Source organism: Bifidobacterium sp. LH_491 (genome assembly GCF_056356495.1).
Genome location: NZ_JBKEUI010000001.1, coordinates 528,577 through 546,402, shown reverse-complemented (window position 1 = coordinate 546,402; position 17,826 = coordinate 528,577). Strand labels below are relative to the sequence as shown.

Genomic DNA, 17,826 nt, shown 5'->3' with positions numbered 1-17,826 from the left:
AGCACAGCCACCCGCCGGGGTATTGCAGGAACCGTGGCGAAAATGCCGATATGATGCGGATAAGGCTCCCCAAGGAGTACCATCGTCGAGGGCGAACCAGCACAAGCCCGCAATGATTTCAACAAGAAGGCGAACCATGACCATCCACCAGCCGACGCTGACCATCCGCCGCGCCCTCGACGCGCTGAACGAGCATCATCTGTTGCGCGAGGTCATCCAAGGCACGCAATGGACGCTGAATCCCGACGACATCGCGCATGCCGACGACCCCATCAGCACACTCACCTATGACAGCCGCGACGCCATCGACGGCGCCATGCTGGTATGCAAAGGCCAGTTCCGCCCCGAATATCTCTCGTCCACTCCCGGCACACCATACGCGTATGTCGCCGAAACCGATTTCTCTGCGCATACAAACACCGCCGGCATCATCGTCAACGACGTGCGCAAGGCTCTGGCCGTACTCGCCGGCGAATACTACGGACACCCCGACCGTGAGCTGACACTTGTCGGCATCACTGGCACCAAAGGCAAAACCACCACCGCCTACTTCACCCACGCCATCGCCGCAGCAGCCACCGACGGCCATGCGGCACTCCTGTCCTCCGTCGCCAACTGTCTGGACGGACGCACCTGGCAAGCCTCGGCATTGACCACGCCCGAATCCCTGGATGCCCTGCGGATGATGCGCCAGGCCGTTGACCAAGGCATGACCCATCTGATCATGGAAGTCTCCTCCCAAGCCTACAAAGTCCACCGCGTCTACGGGCTCACCTTCGATGTCGGCGCGCTGCTGAACATCTCCCCCGACCACATCAGCCCCATCGAGCATCCCACCTTCGAGGATTACCTGTATTGCAAGCGATGCATCATCGCCCACAGCCGCACCTTGGTCGTCAACGCGCACGCCGATTACCTGCCGCTGATCGAGCAGGATGCGCAGGCACATCAGGTTCCGATACAGCTGTTCGACGGCGACGACAGCGCACAGTATCACCTCTCCATGCCAGGCGACTTCAACCACGACAACGCCTCTGCCGCCATTGCCATCGCCCGTGCGCTCGGATGGACGGAGAACCACCGCGCGCTCGCCGCCGTTGAGCAAGTCAGCGTGCCCGGCCGCATGGAACGCTTCGAAGAAGCGAACGGACTCACCGTGGTCGTGGACTTCGCCCACAACTATCTGAGCTGCCGCACGCTTATCGACACCGTGCGCCAGTGGTATGACGACCCGAGCATCACCCTGGTCACCGGATCGGCCGGAGGCAAAGGCTTGGACCGCCGCGCCGGCATCGTCCAGGCCGCTGACGGCAAGGTAGACACCTTCGTTTTCACCACCGATGACCCGGACCGCGAACAGCCCCGCGACATTGCCGATGAAATGGCCCGGCACGTTACCGACGAGCGCGCAACGGTAACCTACATCGAGGACCGCGAACAAGCCATCACACAAGCCATCGCACAGGCCGCGACACAAGCTGCCGCACAGGCCAGCGAACAAGGCGGCAACACACGACACCATGTCGTACTGGTCATCGGCAAAGGCGACGACCGATACATCACCATCAACGGCAAACACGAGCCCTACGAAGGCGACGACCATATCGTGCGCCGGCTTCTCGCACACGGCGACACCACGGCAAGCACCGGTTCTGAGGTAAGGTAACGACTATGACACGATTCCAACCGATTCTGCTCGGCAGCGACATCAACGTATACGGCATGGCACGCGCGTTCCACGAAGCCTACGGCATTCGCTCCAAGGCTTACGCGTACTTCCAGCTCAGCCCCACCAAATTCAGTCGCATCGTGGACATCACCATCGTGCCCGACTTCAACAACTTCGTCACCTTCCGTCAGACGATGCTCGAAGAGGGCAAGCGCATGAAGCGCGAAGACCCCGACCGCGTGCTGCTGCTCATTCCCTGCGGCGACCTGTACGCCAATCTGCTCAGCCAATGCGGCGACGACCTCGCCGAATATTTCGTGTACAACACGCTGGACATCGCGCTCGCCCGCAAACTCTCGCTCAAATCGTCCTTCTACGATTTGTGCGCCCGCTACGACCTACCGCACCCGCAAACCTACTGCGTCACCGCCCAAGACGTAGCCGCCGGCAAGCACCGCAACCTGCCGTTCGGCTATCCGGTGGCCATGAAGCCCGCCAACAGCGTCGAATGGCTGCATGTGGAATTCGAAGGGCGCAAGAAAGCCTATATCTTCGACAACCCCGACGAATTGGACACCATGATTCGCCGCGCCTACGACGCGGGATACACCTCCACCATGGTGATTCAAGACTTCATTCCCGGCGACGACTCACGCATGCGCGTACTCAACGCCTACGTGGACCAGCATCACCGCGTGCGCATGATGTTCCTCGGCCACCCGCTGCTGGAAGACCCCACGCCGATCGCCGTGGGCAACTACGCCGCCATCATCCCCGACTACAATCCCGCATTATGCCGTCGCATCGCGGCGTTCCTGCAGGACATCGGCTATGAGGGCGTCGCCAACTTCGATATGAAATACGACGAACGCGACGGCGAATACAAACTCTTTGAAATCAACCTGCGTCAAGGACGCTCCAGCTATTTCGTCACGCTCAACGGCTTCAACCTCGCCCGTTATTTCGTCGACGACCTCGTCGAAGACACGCCGTTCGACGGCGAACCGCTCATCGGACAAGGCGATAAGCTGTGGCTGGAAATCCCCCAATCCATTTTCCGCGACTATGTGCGCGAAGGCGACGACAAGGCGCGCGGACTGGCCATGCTCGACGCAGGCAATTGGGGCACCACCTTGGAATACCGCAAGGACATGAATCCGCTGCGCTGGCTGATGCTGCGCCACATGTTCGCCATCTACCGCAAGAACTACGACGCCTGCTTCACCGACAAGTCAACGCTTGCCAACCAAACGGGCGACACCACCGACGGGACGCCACGCCTATGATGCGACCGTTCTTCGCCGTACTCGGCGGCATGGGCACCTTGGCCACCGAAAGTTACATCCACGTGCTGAACGCACGCACGCAGGCGCATACCGATCAGGAATTCCTGGACTACATCGTGTTCAACGACGCGTCCGTGCCCGACCGTACGGCCTACATTCTGGGACGCCCCGACGCCAGCGACCCTTTCGACGCCATTGCGGACGACATTCGCAAGGCCGGTGACCTCGGCGCGCAATTCCTCGTACTCACCTGCAATACCGCGCATTACGACTACGAACGCTTCCAATCGCTCACCCGTGCGCCGATTCTGCACATGCCCCGGCTGGCGGTCGAATCCCTCGAACGGCGTTATCCGGCCGCAACCCATCCGCGCATAGGATTCCTGGGAACGGAAGGCTCGCGCGTCGCCGGCGTATACCAGCGATGCATCGAATCCGCGGGCTACCGGTATCTGCTCCCCGACGAGGCACTGCAACGCCAAGTCGACGCGCTGATCTACGAGGACGTCAAAAGCGGCGTGCTCGACGACGGCCACTACCGTGCCGTCATGGATGCCATGCTCGACGCCGACGGCCACTACCGCTGCGACGCGGTGATTCTCGGTTGCACGGAATTAAGCGTACTCAACGACGCCTTCCCCCACGACGACTGGCCGCTTATCGACGCGCAATCCGTGGTGGTGGACGAAACCATCCGGTTGGCGCGCCAACTGCGCCAGTAAGCCCCTAAGCCTATGCGCGGCATACGCGCGGCGCGCGGGTTTGCAGGCTTACGGCCGTTGCAGACATAACGCCGCCCACAGGCCTTGCGGCCCGCAACACCAACCCGTGACCCCCCCCCACGCCAGCCGCACAGCCCGCACACATTATTGCAGCGGGTGTCCCAGCCAGTGCTCGATCATATACCGTGCGATAGTGGCCTTGCCGGGCGCCACCATCGTACCGTCGGTAATCGCCCGTCGATACTCGTCGCGAGACATCCAACGCGCATCCGTCACCTCGCGGCCATCAATACGCACGGCAGTGGTCGCGGCATGCGCCATAAACGCCATCATCAGCGACGCCGGGAACGGCCACGGCTGCGAACCTACATAATGCACCGCATCAACCGTGATGCCCACTTCCTCCAATGCCTCACGCCGGCAGGCATGTTCGAGGTTCTCACCCGCCTCGACGAATCCGGCTGACACCGAATACAACCGCTCGTCCGACCACGCGCGGTTATGCTGCACCAACAGCCGTTCCTCATCGTCCATCACCGCGGTAATCACCGCCGGCTCGATACGAGGAAACACCACGCGATTGCCATCCTGCGGCGACGTACACCGCTGCGCCCAGCCGGATAACGCCGGCTGCACGCGACTGCCGCACATCGGGCAATGCCGCTGCCGCGCATGCCACAATCCCAACGTCACCGCCGTGGTGGCCTGTCCTGCCTCCCTGGCGCTGGCCCGCGGCGCGAACGTACGCAAATCCGCCCAATCAAAACGATGCACGGCCTGTTCCAACATGGGACGCTGCGCCATCGGGGCGCACGGCGACGATACCTCATCAAATTCATCGTCCACCCCCTCATGCGCCGCATCAGGCACGGCAAAACCGCGCTCCCCTTCACCCACATGGGTGATATCCACCGCCACGATATGCTCGTCACGCACCCCGCCATAGGTACCCAACACCATGGCGATGGCATCATGCACCTGGCCGATTTCACGCTCCACATAGCTGCCGGGCAACGTTGCCAACCGCATGCCGTCCGCCGACAATATCGAAGGCTTTCCCTGCCCCTTCGGCACGGCAACCATGCCAGAACGGGTGAGCATCACCGTGGTCGCGGGCCGGCGCAATACCTCCAACACCGCATCCATATCGCCGCGAGCATCCACTGCATAGTCGATATCACCTTGCGCCAACGGCAGAAAGGGCAACACCGACGCATCATCCCACAACGCACTCACCAGAACCACCTCCCGGCCGTCACACCATCATGTACGGCGTTACATCCATTGTCCCGCACGCCACGCCATGCACGCCGTTACGAAACACCGCATCCCTACGACGCCGGCGAAACCTCGCCCCGTTCCGACTCACGGTTATGGTCGGCCATACGCTGGCTCACCACCGCCGTAATGCCATCGGCACGCATGGTCACGCCGTACAACGCATCCGCAATACCCATCGTGCGCTGCTGGTGGGTAATCACAATAAGCTGGGCATGTTCGCGCAAATCTTCAAACGCGGCAATCAGACGATTCAAATTCACATCGTCCAGCGCGGCTTCCACCTCATCCATCACATAGAACGGACTGGGCCGGGCGGTAAAAATCGCCAACAGCAAGGCCAGCGCCGTCAGCGACCGCTCGCCGCCGGACAGCAGGCTCAACTGCTTGACCCGCTTGCCCGCAGGACTGGCCTCCACCAGCACGCCGGTGGTCAGCAGATCGTCGGGATTCTCCAACCGAAGCCTGCCGCGTCCTCCGGGGAACAACGTGGCAAACACCCGCTCGAACGCCTGCGCCGTGTCTTCAAACGCCGACTTGAACACCTCCACCATCGTCGTATCCAAGTCACGAATCAAAGTCAGCAAATCATCGCGGCTGCGCACCACGTCGTTGCGCTGGTCATGAAGATACTGGTTGCGCGTCTGCAACGCATCATATTCCTCAGCCGCCAACGGGTTGACCTTGCCCAACGCCGCCAAATCGCGCTCCGCCTTGCGCAGCCTCGCCTCCTGCTCCTCGCGCACATAGGGCACTGTGCGATACCGGCTCGGATCGACGTCGGCAATCGATACAGGCTCGCTCGCATGAACGTCCGTCTGCTGGCTTTCCATCTCCCCGCTCTGCGCCGATTCGGCATGTGGCAAAGGCACCAACTGACCAGACTCATCCAATACCGGCACCGGACGGTCAGGACCATACGACGACACCAACTGCGCCACGTCCAACCCCAATTCGTCCGCAATGCGCTGGGCGATGGCACCCTGCTCGCCCGCCAACCGTTCGCGTTCGATATCCAAGTCGTGCTCGCGCTTCGTCCACTGCGCCACCTGCGGTTCCCATTCCTTGCGCTTCGCACGTAACTGGCGCAGCCGACCGTCATGTTCACTCATCGACGCCCGCAACGCCTCGCGGCGGTTCTTCATCGCCTGCGCACAACACGCGGCAGCCTCGCCGATGACCCGCGCCTGACAGGCGAGCCGTTCCAACTTGTCGGCCCGCTCACGCCGACGCGCATTCTGCTGCGCCACCCGCTCACGCCGACGTTGCGCCTCCTGGGCATTGTCCCGCAGCAATCCGATCTGCCGTTGCAGCGATTCGACCGACCGAGCAGCCTGCGCCCACGCGATTTTCGCAGAGGTTTCCTGCTCGCGCGAAGCGATCAGCTCCTGCTCCAAACGATGCTCACGCTCGTGCAACGCCTCAAGATCAAGCTCCTGACGTCCATCCTCACGCGCTGACGACAACGCCTGCCGCGCATCCTCGAATGCCGCCTGATGACGACGCAGCTCCTCCTGCGCCTGCGCCATACGGGCATGAATGTCATCACGCCGCTTCTCCTGCGCCACCACACGCTGCTGCGCCTCTTGCAACGCCTGCTGCGCCTGACGGGCACGCACGGTAATCTCCGTACGCTTGGCACGCTCCTGCTCCACCTGCTGGCGCGCTTCGTCACGCGCCTGCATGCACCGACGCTCGTCTTGACGCAACGACTTCTGACGCTCATTCGCCTGCTTGATCTGCGCCAATGTTTTGTCGCGCCGCGCCGCCAACGCCAACTCACTATGCGACAACGACGAGCCACCCACCGCGGCCACGCCAGCGGTCAGCACCTCGCCGCGCATCGTCACCGCACGATGCCAGCCAGCTTCAATCGCCCGCCACGCCTGATCCATATCCTGCACAGCGGCCGCATCGCGCAACAGCATACGTACGGAGGCCACCACCCCACGAGCCACATGCTCGTCGGCCACGCCGTCACGCATCGTCACCATCCGCGCCAACGACGGCATATCGTCCGATTCCCCGCCAGCCCCTACCCCGTCAATCAGGGTCCCGTCAACCAGCACCTCGTCATGATCAACGCCATCACCACCGGGGGTGGCATGCAATACAGCAGCCTTGCCCAGCTTATCCTCACACGCACGCCATAGGGCGTACCGCAAGGCCTCGGCATGAGGAACCACCATGGCCGAGGCATACCCCTCCAAAGCATGCGATACCGCCTCTTCCCAACCCTCGACTACCTGCAGGAAGTCTGTGAGCCTGCCCAACGCGCCCACCTTGGCATCCTGACGCAACACACCGTTGGCATCGCGGGCCTGCAAAGTATCCTGCAAGGCATCCGCCTTCGCCTGCAAGGCAATCACCTGATCGTCCAATTGACGGCACGCGCCCTGAGCGGCGTCCAACTCCTCCTGCCGACGAGCCAACGTCTCACAAGCCGCGTCCAACGCCGCACCGCCATCATCCTCATCGGCATGCGTCTGACGTTCCAACCGAGCCACTTCATCACGCGCCTGCCGAAGCTGCTCCTCGCCAGCCTGCAACTGTTCGGCATAATCATGCTGCCGCGATTCCTGCAGCCGCACCGCGCCTTCCTCCTTGGCCACCAGCTCGCGCAAACCAGCCATGTGGGCGTCATGCTGCTGAATGGCCTTACGCACTTCGGTCAACGTCTGGCGCACCGCCGCCAACCGGCGCTCATGCTCGGCACGCTCCTGCGTCACCTTGTCCAACGCCAACCGTTCATCCTCAACCTGACGTTCCTGATCGCGCCGCTGCTCCTCCAACTCATCGGCACGACGCAACAGCATCTGCGGATCCTCGCCGCCCGGCGGCGCAATCTGCCCACGCACCGACTGCGCCCGCTCCTGCGCCAGCGACGCCACCGAACGGAACCGCTCCTGCGCCCGCTCCCACGCATGCCACATCGCATCGGCACGGTCGATGTCAGGATTGGCCTGGGCGCTCAACGCCTCCACCTGCTCGATCTGCGCGTTGACCCGAGCCATGTCTCGCTGCACCTGCCGCAGCTGCTCACGCGCCTGACGCAACGCCTGCATCGCCTGCTCTCGCCGATGCATCACCACACTGGCATCCTGCGCATAGATACGCGACTTGGCGTCACGCAAACTCACCTGAATACTGTCCGCACGCCGCGAAATACGAGCCTGCCTACCCAACGGCCCCAGCTGACGCTGAATCTCACGCAGCAAATCATCCAACCGGTCGACATTGGCCTGCGTATTGGCCAACTTGCGCAACGCACGTTCCTTGCGCTTGCGATGCTTGAGAATACCGGCCGCCTCTTCGATGAACGCGCGATGACCGCTGGGATCGGCCTTCAAAATCGCATCCAACCGCCCCTGACCGACAATGACATGCATCTGCTGGCCCAAACCGGTATCGCTAAGCAGTTCCTGAATGTCCAACAAACGGCAGGACGAGCCGTTAATCGCATACTCCGACCCGCCATTACGGAAAATCGTACGACTAATCGTCACTTCCGTATAGTCGATATCCAACGCATGGTCGCTGTTGTCAATGGTCAACGACACCTGGGCACGACCCAACGGCGGACGGCTCGACGTACCGGCGAAAATCACATCCTCCATGGACGAGCCGCGTAGATTCTTCGCACCCTGCTCGCCCATCACCCACGTCAGCGCATCGACGATATTGGATTTGCCCGAACCATTCGGCCCCACCACCGCCGTAATGCCCGGCTCAAACCGCAGCGTCGTGGCGGACGCGAACGATTTGAAGCCACGTAACGTGAGTTCCTTGAGATACATGCTGCCGCCTATTCCGCGTGCGGCGTTTCCATATCCGGATGCACCCGCTGCGCCTTCGTTTTCATCAGCTCAGGATTGACCCGCTCCTTCAACATAGCACGCGCATCACCGGCAGTGACGAAACTGCCCGCAATCAACACGCCGTGCCCGTAGCCCACCCCCAATTCGTCGTCGGCATCCACCATGTTCACCGCATCCTGGATGGCATCGGGCAACGACGGCTCGCACGTCACACGGTCACGGCCAAACACCGACACCGCAAGCCGCTCCAACTGATCGGCAGGCATCACGCGCTCACGCCACGAATTCTCCGTCACAATCACATGGCTCAGCAGCGGCTCAAGCACGCCAAGATACTCTTCGACCTGCTTATCCTTCATCATGGCGACCACGCCGACCAGCTGCTGGAAGTCGTAGTTTTCCTCAATGGCATCACGCAAGGCCCCAGCGGCATGCACATTGTGTCCGCCATCGACGATGATGGTCGGCGACGAACGCACCTGCTCAATACGGCCGGGCACGATCACACCGCTCAGCGCTTCGCCCACCACATCGCCGTCCAAGGCACCCGCCACCGGCAGCACCACCTCGCAGGCCGCGAGCGCCGCCAAGGCGTTATGGGCCTGGTGGGCGCCGAATTTGGCGATGGGTACGTCGGCGTAGGTACCGAGCGGGGTGCGCAGCGTCGCCACTTGGCCGCCTACCGCCGGCATGCGCGACACCACTTCCATCTGGTCGCCGTCGCATATCATGTCAGCGTTATGCTCACCGGCTGCCTGCTGCAATATCGGCATTACGGCGTCGGCGTGCGGTTGGTGGCCGACCACTACCGTGCATCCGTCCTTGATGATGCCGGATTTTTCGGTGGCGATCTGTTCGATTGTGTCGCCCAGCCACTGCATGTGGTCCATGTCGATAGGCCCGATGACGGCGGCATCCGCGTCCAGCACGTTCGTTGCGTCCCATGCGCCGCCCATGCCAACCTCAACAATGGCCACATCCACCGGAGCGTCGGCAAAAGCCCATACCGCCATCGCAGTAAGCACTTCAAAGAAGCTCATCGCGGGTTTGCCGGCACGCTCCATGGCGGCGTCCACCATGGCGACCATATCCTTGATTTGCTCCCACATGTCCACGAACGTCTCATCATCCAACTGCTGGCCGTCGATGGCGATGCGCTCGTTGATGCGTTCCACATGCGGCGAGGTGTACAGTCCGGTGCGTAGCCCGTAGGCGCGACAGATCGCTTCGGCCATTCGTGCGGTCGAGCCTTTGCCATTGGTGCCGGTGATGTGGATGACGCGGAACGACTGTTCGGGATGCCCCAACAAATCCAGCATCATTGTCATACGGTCGAGGTCAAGATTCGTGGTGTTATGTTCCGGAGCGCGCCCCATGATGGCACGTTCCACTTCGGCAATGTTTAACTGTCCACCGTTCGGATGTTCCCATGACACGATTCCCTCGCCGCCTTCCCGTAACGGGCGTGTGACGCCCTGCTGCAAACCCACCTCATTCTAGTGCCTTGCCTGAACGTGGCGGCACGGGCGACGCACGCCGATTCGATCCGCCGCCCATCTTGCCCATATGGCGAACGTTGCCGGGGCAAACACGCGCAATTACATCGGTGTCACTACCATAGGAATCGGTACATCAAGAAATTCGACATGATGCATGAGGAGCGAGCATGAGCGACGTCATTACCGCACAGGACAAGGCTTACGAGGCACAGGAGGCGGCAATGGCGCCGGGCGACGACCAAAGCGTCGACGACCGAGTCAACAATCGCACGCTGCGCCCCACCGGCGACGTATTCAAAACGTTTATGACCTCCGGCTGGGACGATCAGGAGCCAGATACCGAACCGCTGGAATCCAGCGCCTACATTCCCGCACGACTTGCGGCCCTGGGACGCCGATTCCCCGGCGAGCGTCTGGTCATTCCCGCCGGACAGCCCAAGGTGCGCAGCAACGATTGCGATTACGCGTTCCGTCCGGACACCACGTTCGCGTACTACACCGGTCTGGGTCAGGATTATGAGGCGGGCGCCGTCCTGGTGCTGAACCCGGTGACACCCGGCAGCGCCGAAGCCGAACAAGGGCAGACGCACACCGCGGCGTTGTTCGTCGCTCCCCGCGCCGACAACAGCACCGAAGAGTATTACACCAACGCGCATTATGGCGAGTATTGGGTGGGCGCCCGCGCCGGTCTGGTTGAATTGGCCTCCATGACGGGCATCGCCACCTATGACATTGCCCAACTGCCCGACGCGTTGAGCAAGGACGTTGGCAACGAAACGGGCGCCGTGCGCGTACGCGTGGTACGCGCAGCCGACCCGTCGGTGACGGCGCTGGTCGAGCAGGTGCGCGAAGGCAACGGCTACCCCGACGCCAATGCCAACAACGCCGACGACGACAAGCTGCACGAATTCGCCGCAGAAGCCCGCATGTTGAAGGACGACTATGAAATACGCGAAATGCGCAAGGCCATTGCCGCCACCAAGCATGGCTTCGACCGTCTGCTGACCCGACTGCCCAAGGTAGTGGACCAGCCTCGTTCCGAGCGCATGCTGGAAGGCGCGTTCAATTCGGTGTCCCGCGAGGAGGGCAACACCGTCGGCTACGATTCGATCATCGCCTCCGGACCGCATGCGCCGATTCTGCACTGGATGCGCAACACCGGCGTGGTACGCAACGGCGATCTGCTGTTGGTGGACGCAGGTGTGGAAACCGACAGCCTGTACACCGCCGATATCACCCGCACCTTCCCCGTCAACGGCACGTTCACCCCGCTGCAGCGCGACATTTACGAAACCGTGCTGCGCGCGCAATACGCTGGATTTGAAGCCGCACAAGTCGGCGCCACCTATTCGGACATCCACCACGCCTGCATGCGTGTGCTCGCGGAACGACTGCACGATTGGGGCATCCTACCGGTAAGCGTCGAAGAATCGCTCTCCCCCGAAGGACAGCACCATCGCCGCTGGCACGCCTGCGGCTGCGCCCATCACCTGGGACTGGACGTGCACGATTGCGCCCAAGCCCGCTATGAGGCATATCAGGGAGCCACCATCGAGCCCGGCATGATCTTCACCATCGAACCAGGCCTGTACTTCAAGGAGAACGATCTGCTGGTGCCGCCCGAATTCCGCGGCATCGGCGTGCGCATCGAAGACGACGTGCTCATGACCGAGCATGGCCCCGAATGGATGTCCATCGACATCCCCAAGAGCGTCGCCGACGTCGAGCAGTGGATGCGCGACCAGGCGCACCTGGGCTGACGGCTCGCCGCGCGGCCGCCATCGAATATCGTCACAATGTCAGGAGGCACTATGGCAACCCCGCAGTTTGTATTGGATCTACGTGAAAAAATCGGCCACGACCTGCTGTGGATGATGGGCATCACCGCGTATGTGCGCGACGACCAAGGCCGCGTGCTGCTGGGCCAACGTTCCGACAACGGCCTGTGGGCGCTGGTCTGCGGCATTGTGGAACCCGGCGAAGAACCGGCGGATACGGCAGTACGCGAAATCAAGGAAGAAACCGGCATCGATGCGGTGGTCAGCGACTTCGTCGGCGTCAAGTCCAGCGACCGGGAACTAGTCTACGACAACGGCGACCGCACCATGTACATGGATCATTTGTTCCTGTGCGACGTTGACCCGAACGGCAACGGCACCCCGTTCGTGGGTGATGACGAAAGCCTTACCGTAGGCTGGTTCTCCCCCGATGACCTGCCCTCGCCGATGGCGTCTTCCAGCGTGGAGCGTATCGGCTACGTTCGCGACTTCCTGCGCCGCGCCGAGCAGGGAGACCGGCATGCGTTATTCGCGGTACACGGCGAGCTGCGCTAACATCTGAAGTTGCAAGTGAAGGGGCGGGCGTTCCCATGAACACCCGCCCCTTACGTTAGTCGGCATGGTCGCTTACTTAAGCTTGCGACCAGCGCACCAGACCTCGTCAACCGTCCACGACAGCGGATCGGTAAGCAGCACATCGGCCGCAAAGCCCGGAGCCAACAAGCCCAAGGGGGCGCCCGTCACCGCGTTCTCGCGGTCATAGCCGAACGCCTTTGCCGGAGTCAACGTAGCGGCTTCCACCGCTTCGACCGGGCTCATGCCCAGCACGTTCACCGCACGCTGCACCGCCACCTCCAGCAGCAACGTGGACCCTGCGATCGCTCCGTTGGACACCAGTCGAGCATGTCCGTCCATCACGTTCACATCCAAGGCACCCAGCTTGTAGGAGCCGTCCGGACAATCCGTGGCAGCCATGGCGTCCGTCACGAAGGCCACACGATGCGGCGCGAAGTCAAAGCCCAAGCGCAGCATCGGATCTGCGACGTGGAATCCGTCGTTGATCAGCTCGATGGTCGCGCGCGGATCCTCCACGGCAGCGGGAATCGGGCCCGGCTCGCGGTGATGCAATCCGTTCATGGCGTTGAACATGTGCGTCATCAAACCGGCACCGGCATCGAAGCCGCGCTTGGCCATGCTGTAGTCGGCATCGCAATGACCGACCGCAGGCACCACGCCCGCTTCGGCAAACTGGCGGATGGCGCTCAAGCCGTGCGGCAGTTCCGGCGCAATGGTGATCTGGCGCAGGCAGCCATCAGCAGCCTCCAGCAGTTTGTCCACCAGCTCAGGCACCGGATCCTTCAAACACTCAGGATCATGGGCTCCCTTGCGTTTCATCGCCAGGAACGGGCCTTCCAGATGCGCGCCCAACACGTCGGGGCGTGCATCCATCGAACGGCGCACATTGCGCAGGTTCTCGCACATCACATCAATGGGATTAGTGATGAGCGACAACACCTGACGGGTAGTTCCGTGCATGGCATGACCGGCACGTGCAACGGCAATGCCGTCCAAACCATCGTCAAAGGACTTCTCCCACGCGCCATGCGCATGAATGTCAACATAGCCCGGCGTCATCACGCGACCGTGGGCATCCACCACCTGCGCTTCATCGTTCGGATCGATACCGATACCACGGCATGCCTGCCCAAAACCCTCGTCATCGGTGCCAGTGGCCACAATGACGCCATCGCGCGAGACCAGCCAGAAATGATCCTGCACGCCACGGGCATCGATCTTGCGAGCGCCGCGAATGGCGACAAGGCCCGGCTTTCCCTCGATAGCTTCGGTTACCCGAGCAACAATCTCTTCACGAGATGCAGTCATGATTAGTCAGCGTTCCTTTCCACACACGCCAATCGCGGGCAATCAGATGCCCTGCCAGGCAGGCTTGTGCTCGAAGGAATACTTGTAGTAGTCCTTGTGACGCAGACGCGACGCCGCCGCTTCGTCTACAATCACCGTGGCATGCGGGTGCAGCTGCAACGCCGAAGCCGGGCAGAATGCCGAAATACCGCCTTCGCAGGTTTCCGCGATGGCCTCGGCCTTGCCTGCACCGAACGCCAACAGCACCAAGTGACGGGCACGCAGAATCGTGCCGATGCCCTGCGTGATGCAGTGGGTGGGCACCTGGTTGATGTCGTCGTCGAAGAAGCGAGCGTTATCAACGCGGGTCTGTTCGGCCAGCGTCTTGATGCGTGTACCCGACGACAGCGACGAACCCGGCTCGTTGAACCCAACGTGGCCATCCGTACCGATGCCAAGGATCTGCACGTCGATGCCGCCCGCGGCCTCGATCGCCGCATCGTAGTTCACGCCGGCGTTGCGAATGCGGTCACCATCCTCCAGGGAAGCACCGTCGAGCACATCGCCCGGCACATGCACCAGCTCGGGGTTCATGCCCAAAGGCTCGACCACCGTGCGGTGAATGGTGCTGTGATAGGACTCCGGATGCCCCAACGGCAAGCCGATGTACTCGTCCAAGGCGAAGCCCTGCACCTTGGAAACGTCAATGGACTCCTCCTTGACGATCTTCGACAACGCCTTGTAGGCGGCCAGCGGACTCGAACCGGTGGCCAGACCTAGCACGGCCTGCGGCTTGGACTTGATCAAATCGGCTACGCAACGGCCGTAGATCTCGCCAGCCTCCTGCTCATCCTTCACGATAATGATTTCAGGCATGTCTCACCCTTTCCTCATTGACTACGATTCCCGGCCATTCGGTAATCGTTAACTTTCTTGTCATAAATAACCATACGCCCACTTGCGGTCATTGCGCGACACGCGACCGAGCAGCCAAAGCGGCGCCAATGCCCCCAACCGGCTCGCTCGACGGCACCAAACTCACCCGTTTCATTATGCGCAAACCAGTCAGGAAGGGACAGCTTTGCTCCCGGACCTGCAGCTGCTGCGCAATCGCATCCAGCAACGGCTGCCCGGTTTTAGCCATGCCTCCAGCGATGACCACTCGCCGCGGGTCATATGCCTGCACCACGATCTGCAACGCATCGACAATGGCGTGCGTGACGATATCACGCACACGAATCGCCTCGCCTTCCCCTTCGGCAGCGCGTCGCAGCACATCAGGCATCGGTGGATCGGCTTGCGGCCACAACCGGCACACCGCCCCACCAGAAGCCACCGTCTCCAAGCATCCACGCTGCCCACAGGGACACGGCAACTGGTTGGGATCGACCGGAATATGCCCGACTTCACCCAAAGCGCCGCTGAACCCATGACGAATACGCCCCCGCTCAACCACACCGGCAGCCAAGCCCGTACCTAAATTAAGCAGCACCACCGGCGAAGGTTCAGCCGAGCCATCGCCTCCACTTCCGACCTCACCCAACACCACGGCAGCACCCAACGCCGCAGCATTCACATCATTTTCCACACACGCCGGCACACCCAGGCGCTCACGCAGCCGATCCGCCAAATACAACTCGTCAATATCGAGGTTGACCACCGAACGCACAATACCGCGCGCACTATCGACTTGTCCGGGAATGCCTACGCCGACTGCTGACAGCGTACGCCCGACACGCTCGCACAGCACGGTCACCGCAGCTACGACATCATCCACCACCAAGTCAGCGCCCGGCCTCGCCGGCACTCGTTCGCTGCCAAGCACAGTGCCGGCATCATCAACCGCCACCGCCTCGATTTTCGTACCGCCGACATCAACGCCGACCAGCATACGACGTTCCTCTTCTGCCATGATGACTCCCTCCTAAGTTTTTTCAACGCCTTGCAACAGCACGCGCCGCATCGGCGCAACGCCACACCACCGACGCCACGCGACGCCATTCCGACTCTTGGCTGACTTGACGCCATAATTGCCCATACGATTCACACCAATATTCCAACGCTTGCGCCAGCGCCATGCCATCGGTATCATCGACGCTGACTTCAACGCCAAGATGGACGGCCATGTATGTTCCCCACTGGTTGAGCAAGTGCTGACCTTGCGCAGCAATCAACATCGGGCGCAGCCACTCGGCACCCGCAGCACGCGGCATTACCTTCGCCAACGCCATCATCTGCCTGTCGAGTTCACTATTCATCACATCGACACAAGACAGCCGTTGCCGCATTCTCCGTAGCAAGCACACGCGAGCTTGCTCAACGCTCGAGGCGTCGCGCACACCTTCACGCCCATCGGCATCATAGGTATTCGCCACCACATTCAGCACGTCATCATTCAAGCCGCCTCTGCCATCATCCAATTCCAGATAACGCACCGCATCATCCCAGCCGAACGCCACCTGTTCACCCAACGCCCGCACATGGCGTATCACCGGACCAGCGGCCGCGCCAAATGCCACCAGTTCCAGAGCCTCGTCCACCTGCGGCTGCGCCTCGACTGGCACTGGCTTCCATGCGCACTGGGCCGCATACGCCATACCGACAAACGCCATGCGCGGATCATTGACATGGCCGAAGTCGCCCCAATCTGTCACCAGGAAACCCACTGCCCCATGATCCACGCCATACAACGCCATACGGCTAATGTTGTTCCATGCGTCATCGACACGCGGCAACAGTGCATTCCAACACCACACCGCAGGGCACACATACTGTTTCGCACCAGACTGCGCTACCAGACGCACCTTGCTGTCATCTACCTGGGGATCGTACAACCAATTCAACAGCGTGACGTCGGTAGGCAGCATGTCCAGAATCTGCGGCATTTCAATGGCAATGTCGCCCCAGAACATGGGCTCACGCCCAGACTCGCTGACATGCCTGCATAGCCGAGAAACATAATCGGCATACATGGACGCCACCCCACGACGCTGCGCTTCGTCGCGCGAGCGCCCTTTACCAAGATCGAAGGTTTCGTCGGCGCCGATGTTGAATTTTTTGGAACGGAACAACCCCATGTATTCATCGATGAGGCGGCATGACCACTCAAATGATTTCGGTTCGGTGATGTTGAGCGTGTGGTGTTCCATGCGTTCGACGAAGCTATAGGCGCGCTCCGCGTCTTCGGGGAACTCGCCAAGCGACCGCCACGTGTGGGTGCGCAGCGCCATGTAATGGTGCCCGAACGTCGAGACCGAGGGCACGAGTTCTATGCCGCGTTCTGCGCAGTACTGATCGAAGGCAATGATATCGCTGGGCGTGAGCGGACTGGTGCCACGCCACGTTTCGCTCATCATCTCAAACATGAAAGTGTGCTCAATGTAGAGCTGCAACTGGTTGAAGCGATATAGGCACAACGTGTCGGCCCATTGTTTGAGCCACGCAAGCGTAGGCACGCGTCCGCGAGTGGCATCCAAGTAATATCCTCGTACCGTATATGCCGGCTCGTCCTCGATAGCTACGATCGGCAACGCCGGCGCAGTTTGGCGAATGAGCTGGCGTAAGGTTTGCGCACCATTACGCGCTCCGTCCGCGTCGGAAGCCTTAATGATTACTCCCGCCGCCGTAACATCAAGCGTGTACCCTTGCGCGGCGACCTGCCTGTCTTGACGTATCTCGATATCGCCAGCCCAACGCTCACCCACGGCGATATCCCAACGCAGGCCTTGTGCCGCTTCAATATCATCGGCCAATTGCATGGCTAACACGCCATACGAATCGAGCATACGGTCAACCACCACAATGCGTCCCATTGCAGGCAGCATCATGTTTGACCCGGTTTGTCGTATTGTTTTCGGGGCAGGCACCAGGCTCCATCGTCCGGGCTCGCCGCACCATTCGTTCGCCATACTTT

At 61.4% G+C, this 17,826-nt stretch carries 12 protein-coding genes; 5 read left to right on the top strand and 7 right to left on the bottom strand.

Features of this window, described 5'->3' with window-relative positions; genetic code table 11:
- The first annotated feature begins 136 nt into the window (after positions 1 to 136).
- Genes AC1AWK_RS01795 through AC1AWK_RS01785 form a run of 3 tightly spaced genes read left to right on the top strand, consistent with a single transcriptional unit; the run spans position 137 to position 3,677 of the window.
- Positions 137 to 1,666 (top strand): Mur ligase family protein, encoded by a 1,530-nt coding sequence (locus AC1AWK_RS01795; RefSeq protein WP_476567628.1) that lies wholly within the window; start codon positions 137 to 139, stop codon positions 1,664 to 1,666.
- Between the two features lie 5 nt (positions 1,667 to 1,671).
- The gene (locus tag AC1AWK_RS01790; RefSeq protein ID WP_476567626.1) at positions 1,672 to 2,955 is read left to right on the top strand and encodes a carboxylate--amine ligase; all 1,284 of its coding nucleotides are present in this window, start codon (positions 1,672 to 1,674) and stop codon (positions 2,953 to 2,955) included.
- Positions 2,952 to 3,677: an aspartate/glutamate racemase family protein gene (locus AC1AWK_RS01785; RefSeq protein WP_476567624.1), complete on the top strand. Its 726-nt coding sequence runs from the start codon at positions 2,952 to 2,954 to the stop codon at positions 3,675 to 3,677. The genes AC1AWK_RS01790 and AC1AWK_RS01785 overlap by 4 nt, the downstream gene beginning before the upstream one ends.
- Before the next feature lie 144 nt (positions 3,678 to 3,821).
- Here AC1AWK_RS01785 and nudC read toward each other — a convergent pair whose 3' ends face one another.
- The 3 genes from nudC to AC1AWK_RS01770 form a co-directional block, all read right to left on the bottom strand.
- On the bottom strand, positions 3,822 to 4,913 hold the full coding sequence (nudC, locus tag AC1AWK_RS01780; RefSeq protein WP_476567622.1) for an NAD(+) diphosphatase: 1,092 nt from the start codon (positions 4,911 to 4,913) through the stop codon (positions 3,822 to 3,824).
- A gap of 95 nt (positions 4,914 to 5,008) precedes the next feature.
- Positions 5,009 to 8,752: a chromosome segregation protein SMC gene (gene smc, locus AC1AWK_RS01775; protein ID WP_476567621.1), complete on the bottom strand. Its 3,744-nt coding sequence runs from the start codon at positions 8,750 to 8,752 to the stop codon at positions 5,009 to 5,011.
- 8 nt (positions 8,753 to 8,760) lie between these two features.
- Positions 8,761 to 10,209, bottom strand: coding sequence for a bifunctional folylpolyglutamate synthase/dihydrofolate synthase (locus tag AC1AWK_RS01770; RefSeq protein ID WP_476569527.1), 1,449 nt, complete (start codon positions 10,207 to 10,209; stop codon positions 8,761 to 8,763).
- Between the two features lie 230 nt (positions 10,210 to 10,439).
- Between AC1AWK_RS01770 and AC1AWK_RS01765 the strand changes: the two genes are divergently transcribed.
- Together AC1AWK_RS01765 and AC1AWK_RS01760 are read left to right on the top strand one after the other, a co-directional pair.
- Positions 10,440 to 12,032 carry an aminopeptidase P family protein gene (locus tag AC1AWK_RS01765; protein WP_476567619.1) on the top strand — a complete coding sequence of 531 codons (1,593 nt, stop codon included), beginning with the start codon at positions 10,440 to 10,442 and terminating at the stop codon, positions 12,030 to 12,032.
- Positions 12,033 to 12,083: 51 nt separating this feature from the next.
- The gene (locus AC1AWK_RS01760) at positions 12,084 to 12,605 is read left to right on the top strand and encodes an NUDIX hydrolase (protein WP_476567617.1); all 522 of its coding nucleotides are present in this window, start codon (positions 12,084 to 12,086) and stop codon (positions 12,603 to 12,605) included.
- A 72-nt stretch (positions 12,606 to 12,677) separates the two neighbouring features.
- On the opposite strand, the gene AC1AWK_RS01755 is transcribed toward AC1AWK_RS01760, so the two are convergent.
- The 4 genes from AC1AWK_RS01755 to AC1AWK_RS01740 all read right to left on the bottom strand — a co-directional run bounded on the left by AC1AWK_RS01755 (position 12,678) and on the right by AC1AWK_RS01740 (position 17,821).
- Positions 12,678 to 13,934, bottom strand: coding sequence for an N-acetylglucosamine-6-phosphate deacetylase (locus AC1AWK_RS01755; RefSeq protein WP_476567615.1), 1,257 nt, complete (start codon positions 13,932 to 13,934; stop codon positions 12,678 to 12,680).
- Positions 13,935 to 13,976: 42 nt separating this feature from the next.
- On the bottom strand, positions 13,977 to 14,789 hold the full coding sequence (gene nagB, locus AC1AWK_RS01750; RefSeq protein ID WP_476567613.1) for a glucosamine-6-phosphate deaminase: 813 nt from the start codon (positions 14,787 to 14,789) through the stop codon (positions 13,977 to 13,979).
- Positions 14,790 to 14,877: 88 nt separating this feature from the next.
- A complete protein-coding gene (locus tag AC1AWK_RS01745; protein WP_476567611.1) occupies positions 14,878 to 15,825 on the bottom strand; it encodes an ROK family protein in 948 nt (315 codons plus the stop codon).
- Between the two features lie 22 nt (positions 15,826 to 15,847).
- On the bottom strand, positions 15,848 to 17,821 hold the full coding sequence (locus tag AC1AWK_RS01740) for a glycoside hydrolase family 20 zincin-like fold domain-containing protein (RefSeq protein ID WP_476567609.1): 1,974 nt from the start codon (positions 17,819 to 17,821) through the stop codon (positions 15,848 to 15,850).
- Positions 17,822 to 17,826 lie beyond the last annotated feature (5 nt).

Excerpts from the sequence above, each read along its gene's own strand:
- AC1AWK_RS01795 (WP_476567628.1), top strand. The coding sequence starts at position 137 with ATGACCATCCACCAGCCGACGCTGACCATCCGCCGCGCCCTCGACGCG.
- AC1AWK_RS01790 (WP_476567626.1), top strand. The coding sequence starts at position 1,672 with ATGACACGATTCCAACCGATTCTGCTCGGCAGCGACATCAACGTATAC.
- AC1AWK_RS01785 (WP_476567624.1), top strand. The coding sequence starts at position 2,952 with ATGATGCGACCGTTCTTCGCCGTACTCGGCGGCATGGGCACCTTGGCC.
- smc (WP_476567621.1), bottom strand. The coding sequence starts at position 8,752 with ATGTATCTCAAGGAACTCACGTTACGTGGCTTCAAATCGTTCGCGTCC.
- AC1AWK_RS01765 (WP_476567619.1), top strand. The coding sequence starts at position 10,440 with ATGAGCGACGTCATTACCGCACAGGACAAGGCTTACGAGGCACAGGAG.
- AC1AWK_RS01760 (WP_476567617.1), top strand. The coding sequence starts at position 12,084 with ATGGCAACCCCGCAGTTTGTATTGGATCTACGTGAAAAAATCGGCCAC.
- AC1AWK_RS01755 (WP_476567615.1), bottom strand. The coding sequence starts at position 13,934 with ATGACTGCATCTCGTGAAGAGATTGTTGCTCGGGTAACCGAAGCTATC.
- nagB (WP_476567613.1), bottom strand. The coding sequence starts at position 14,789 with ATGCCTGAAATCATTATCGTGAAGGATGAGCAGGAGGCTGGCGAGATC.
- AC1AWK_RS01745 (WP_476567611.1), bottom strand. The coding sequence starts at position 15,825 with ATGGCAGAAGAGGAACGTCGTATGCTGGTCGGCGTTGATGTCGGCGGT.
- AC1AWK_RS01740 (WP_476567609.1), bottom strand. The coding sequence starts at position 17,821 with ATGGCGAACGAATGGTGCGGCGAGCCCGGACGATGGAGCCTGGTGCCT.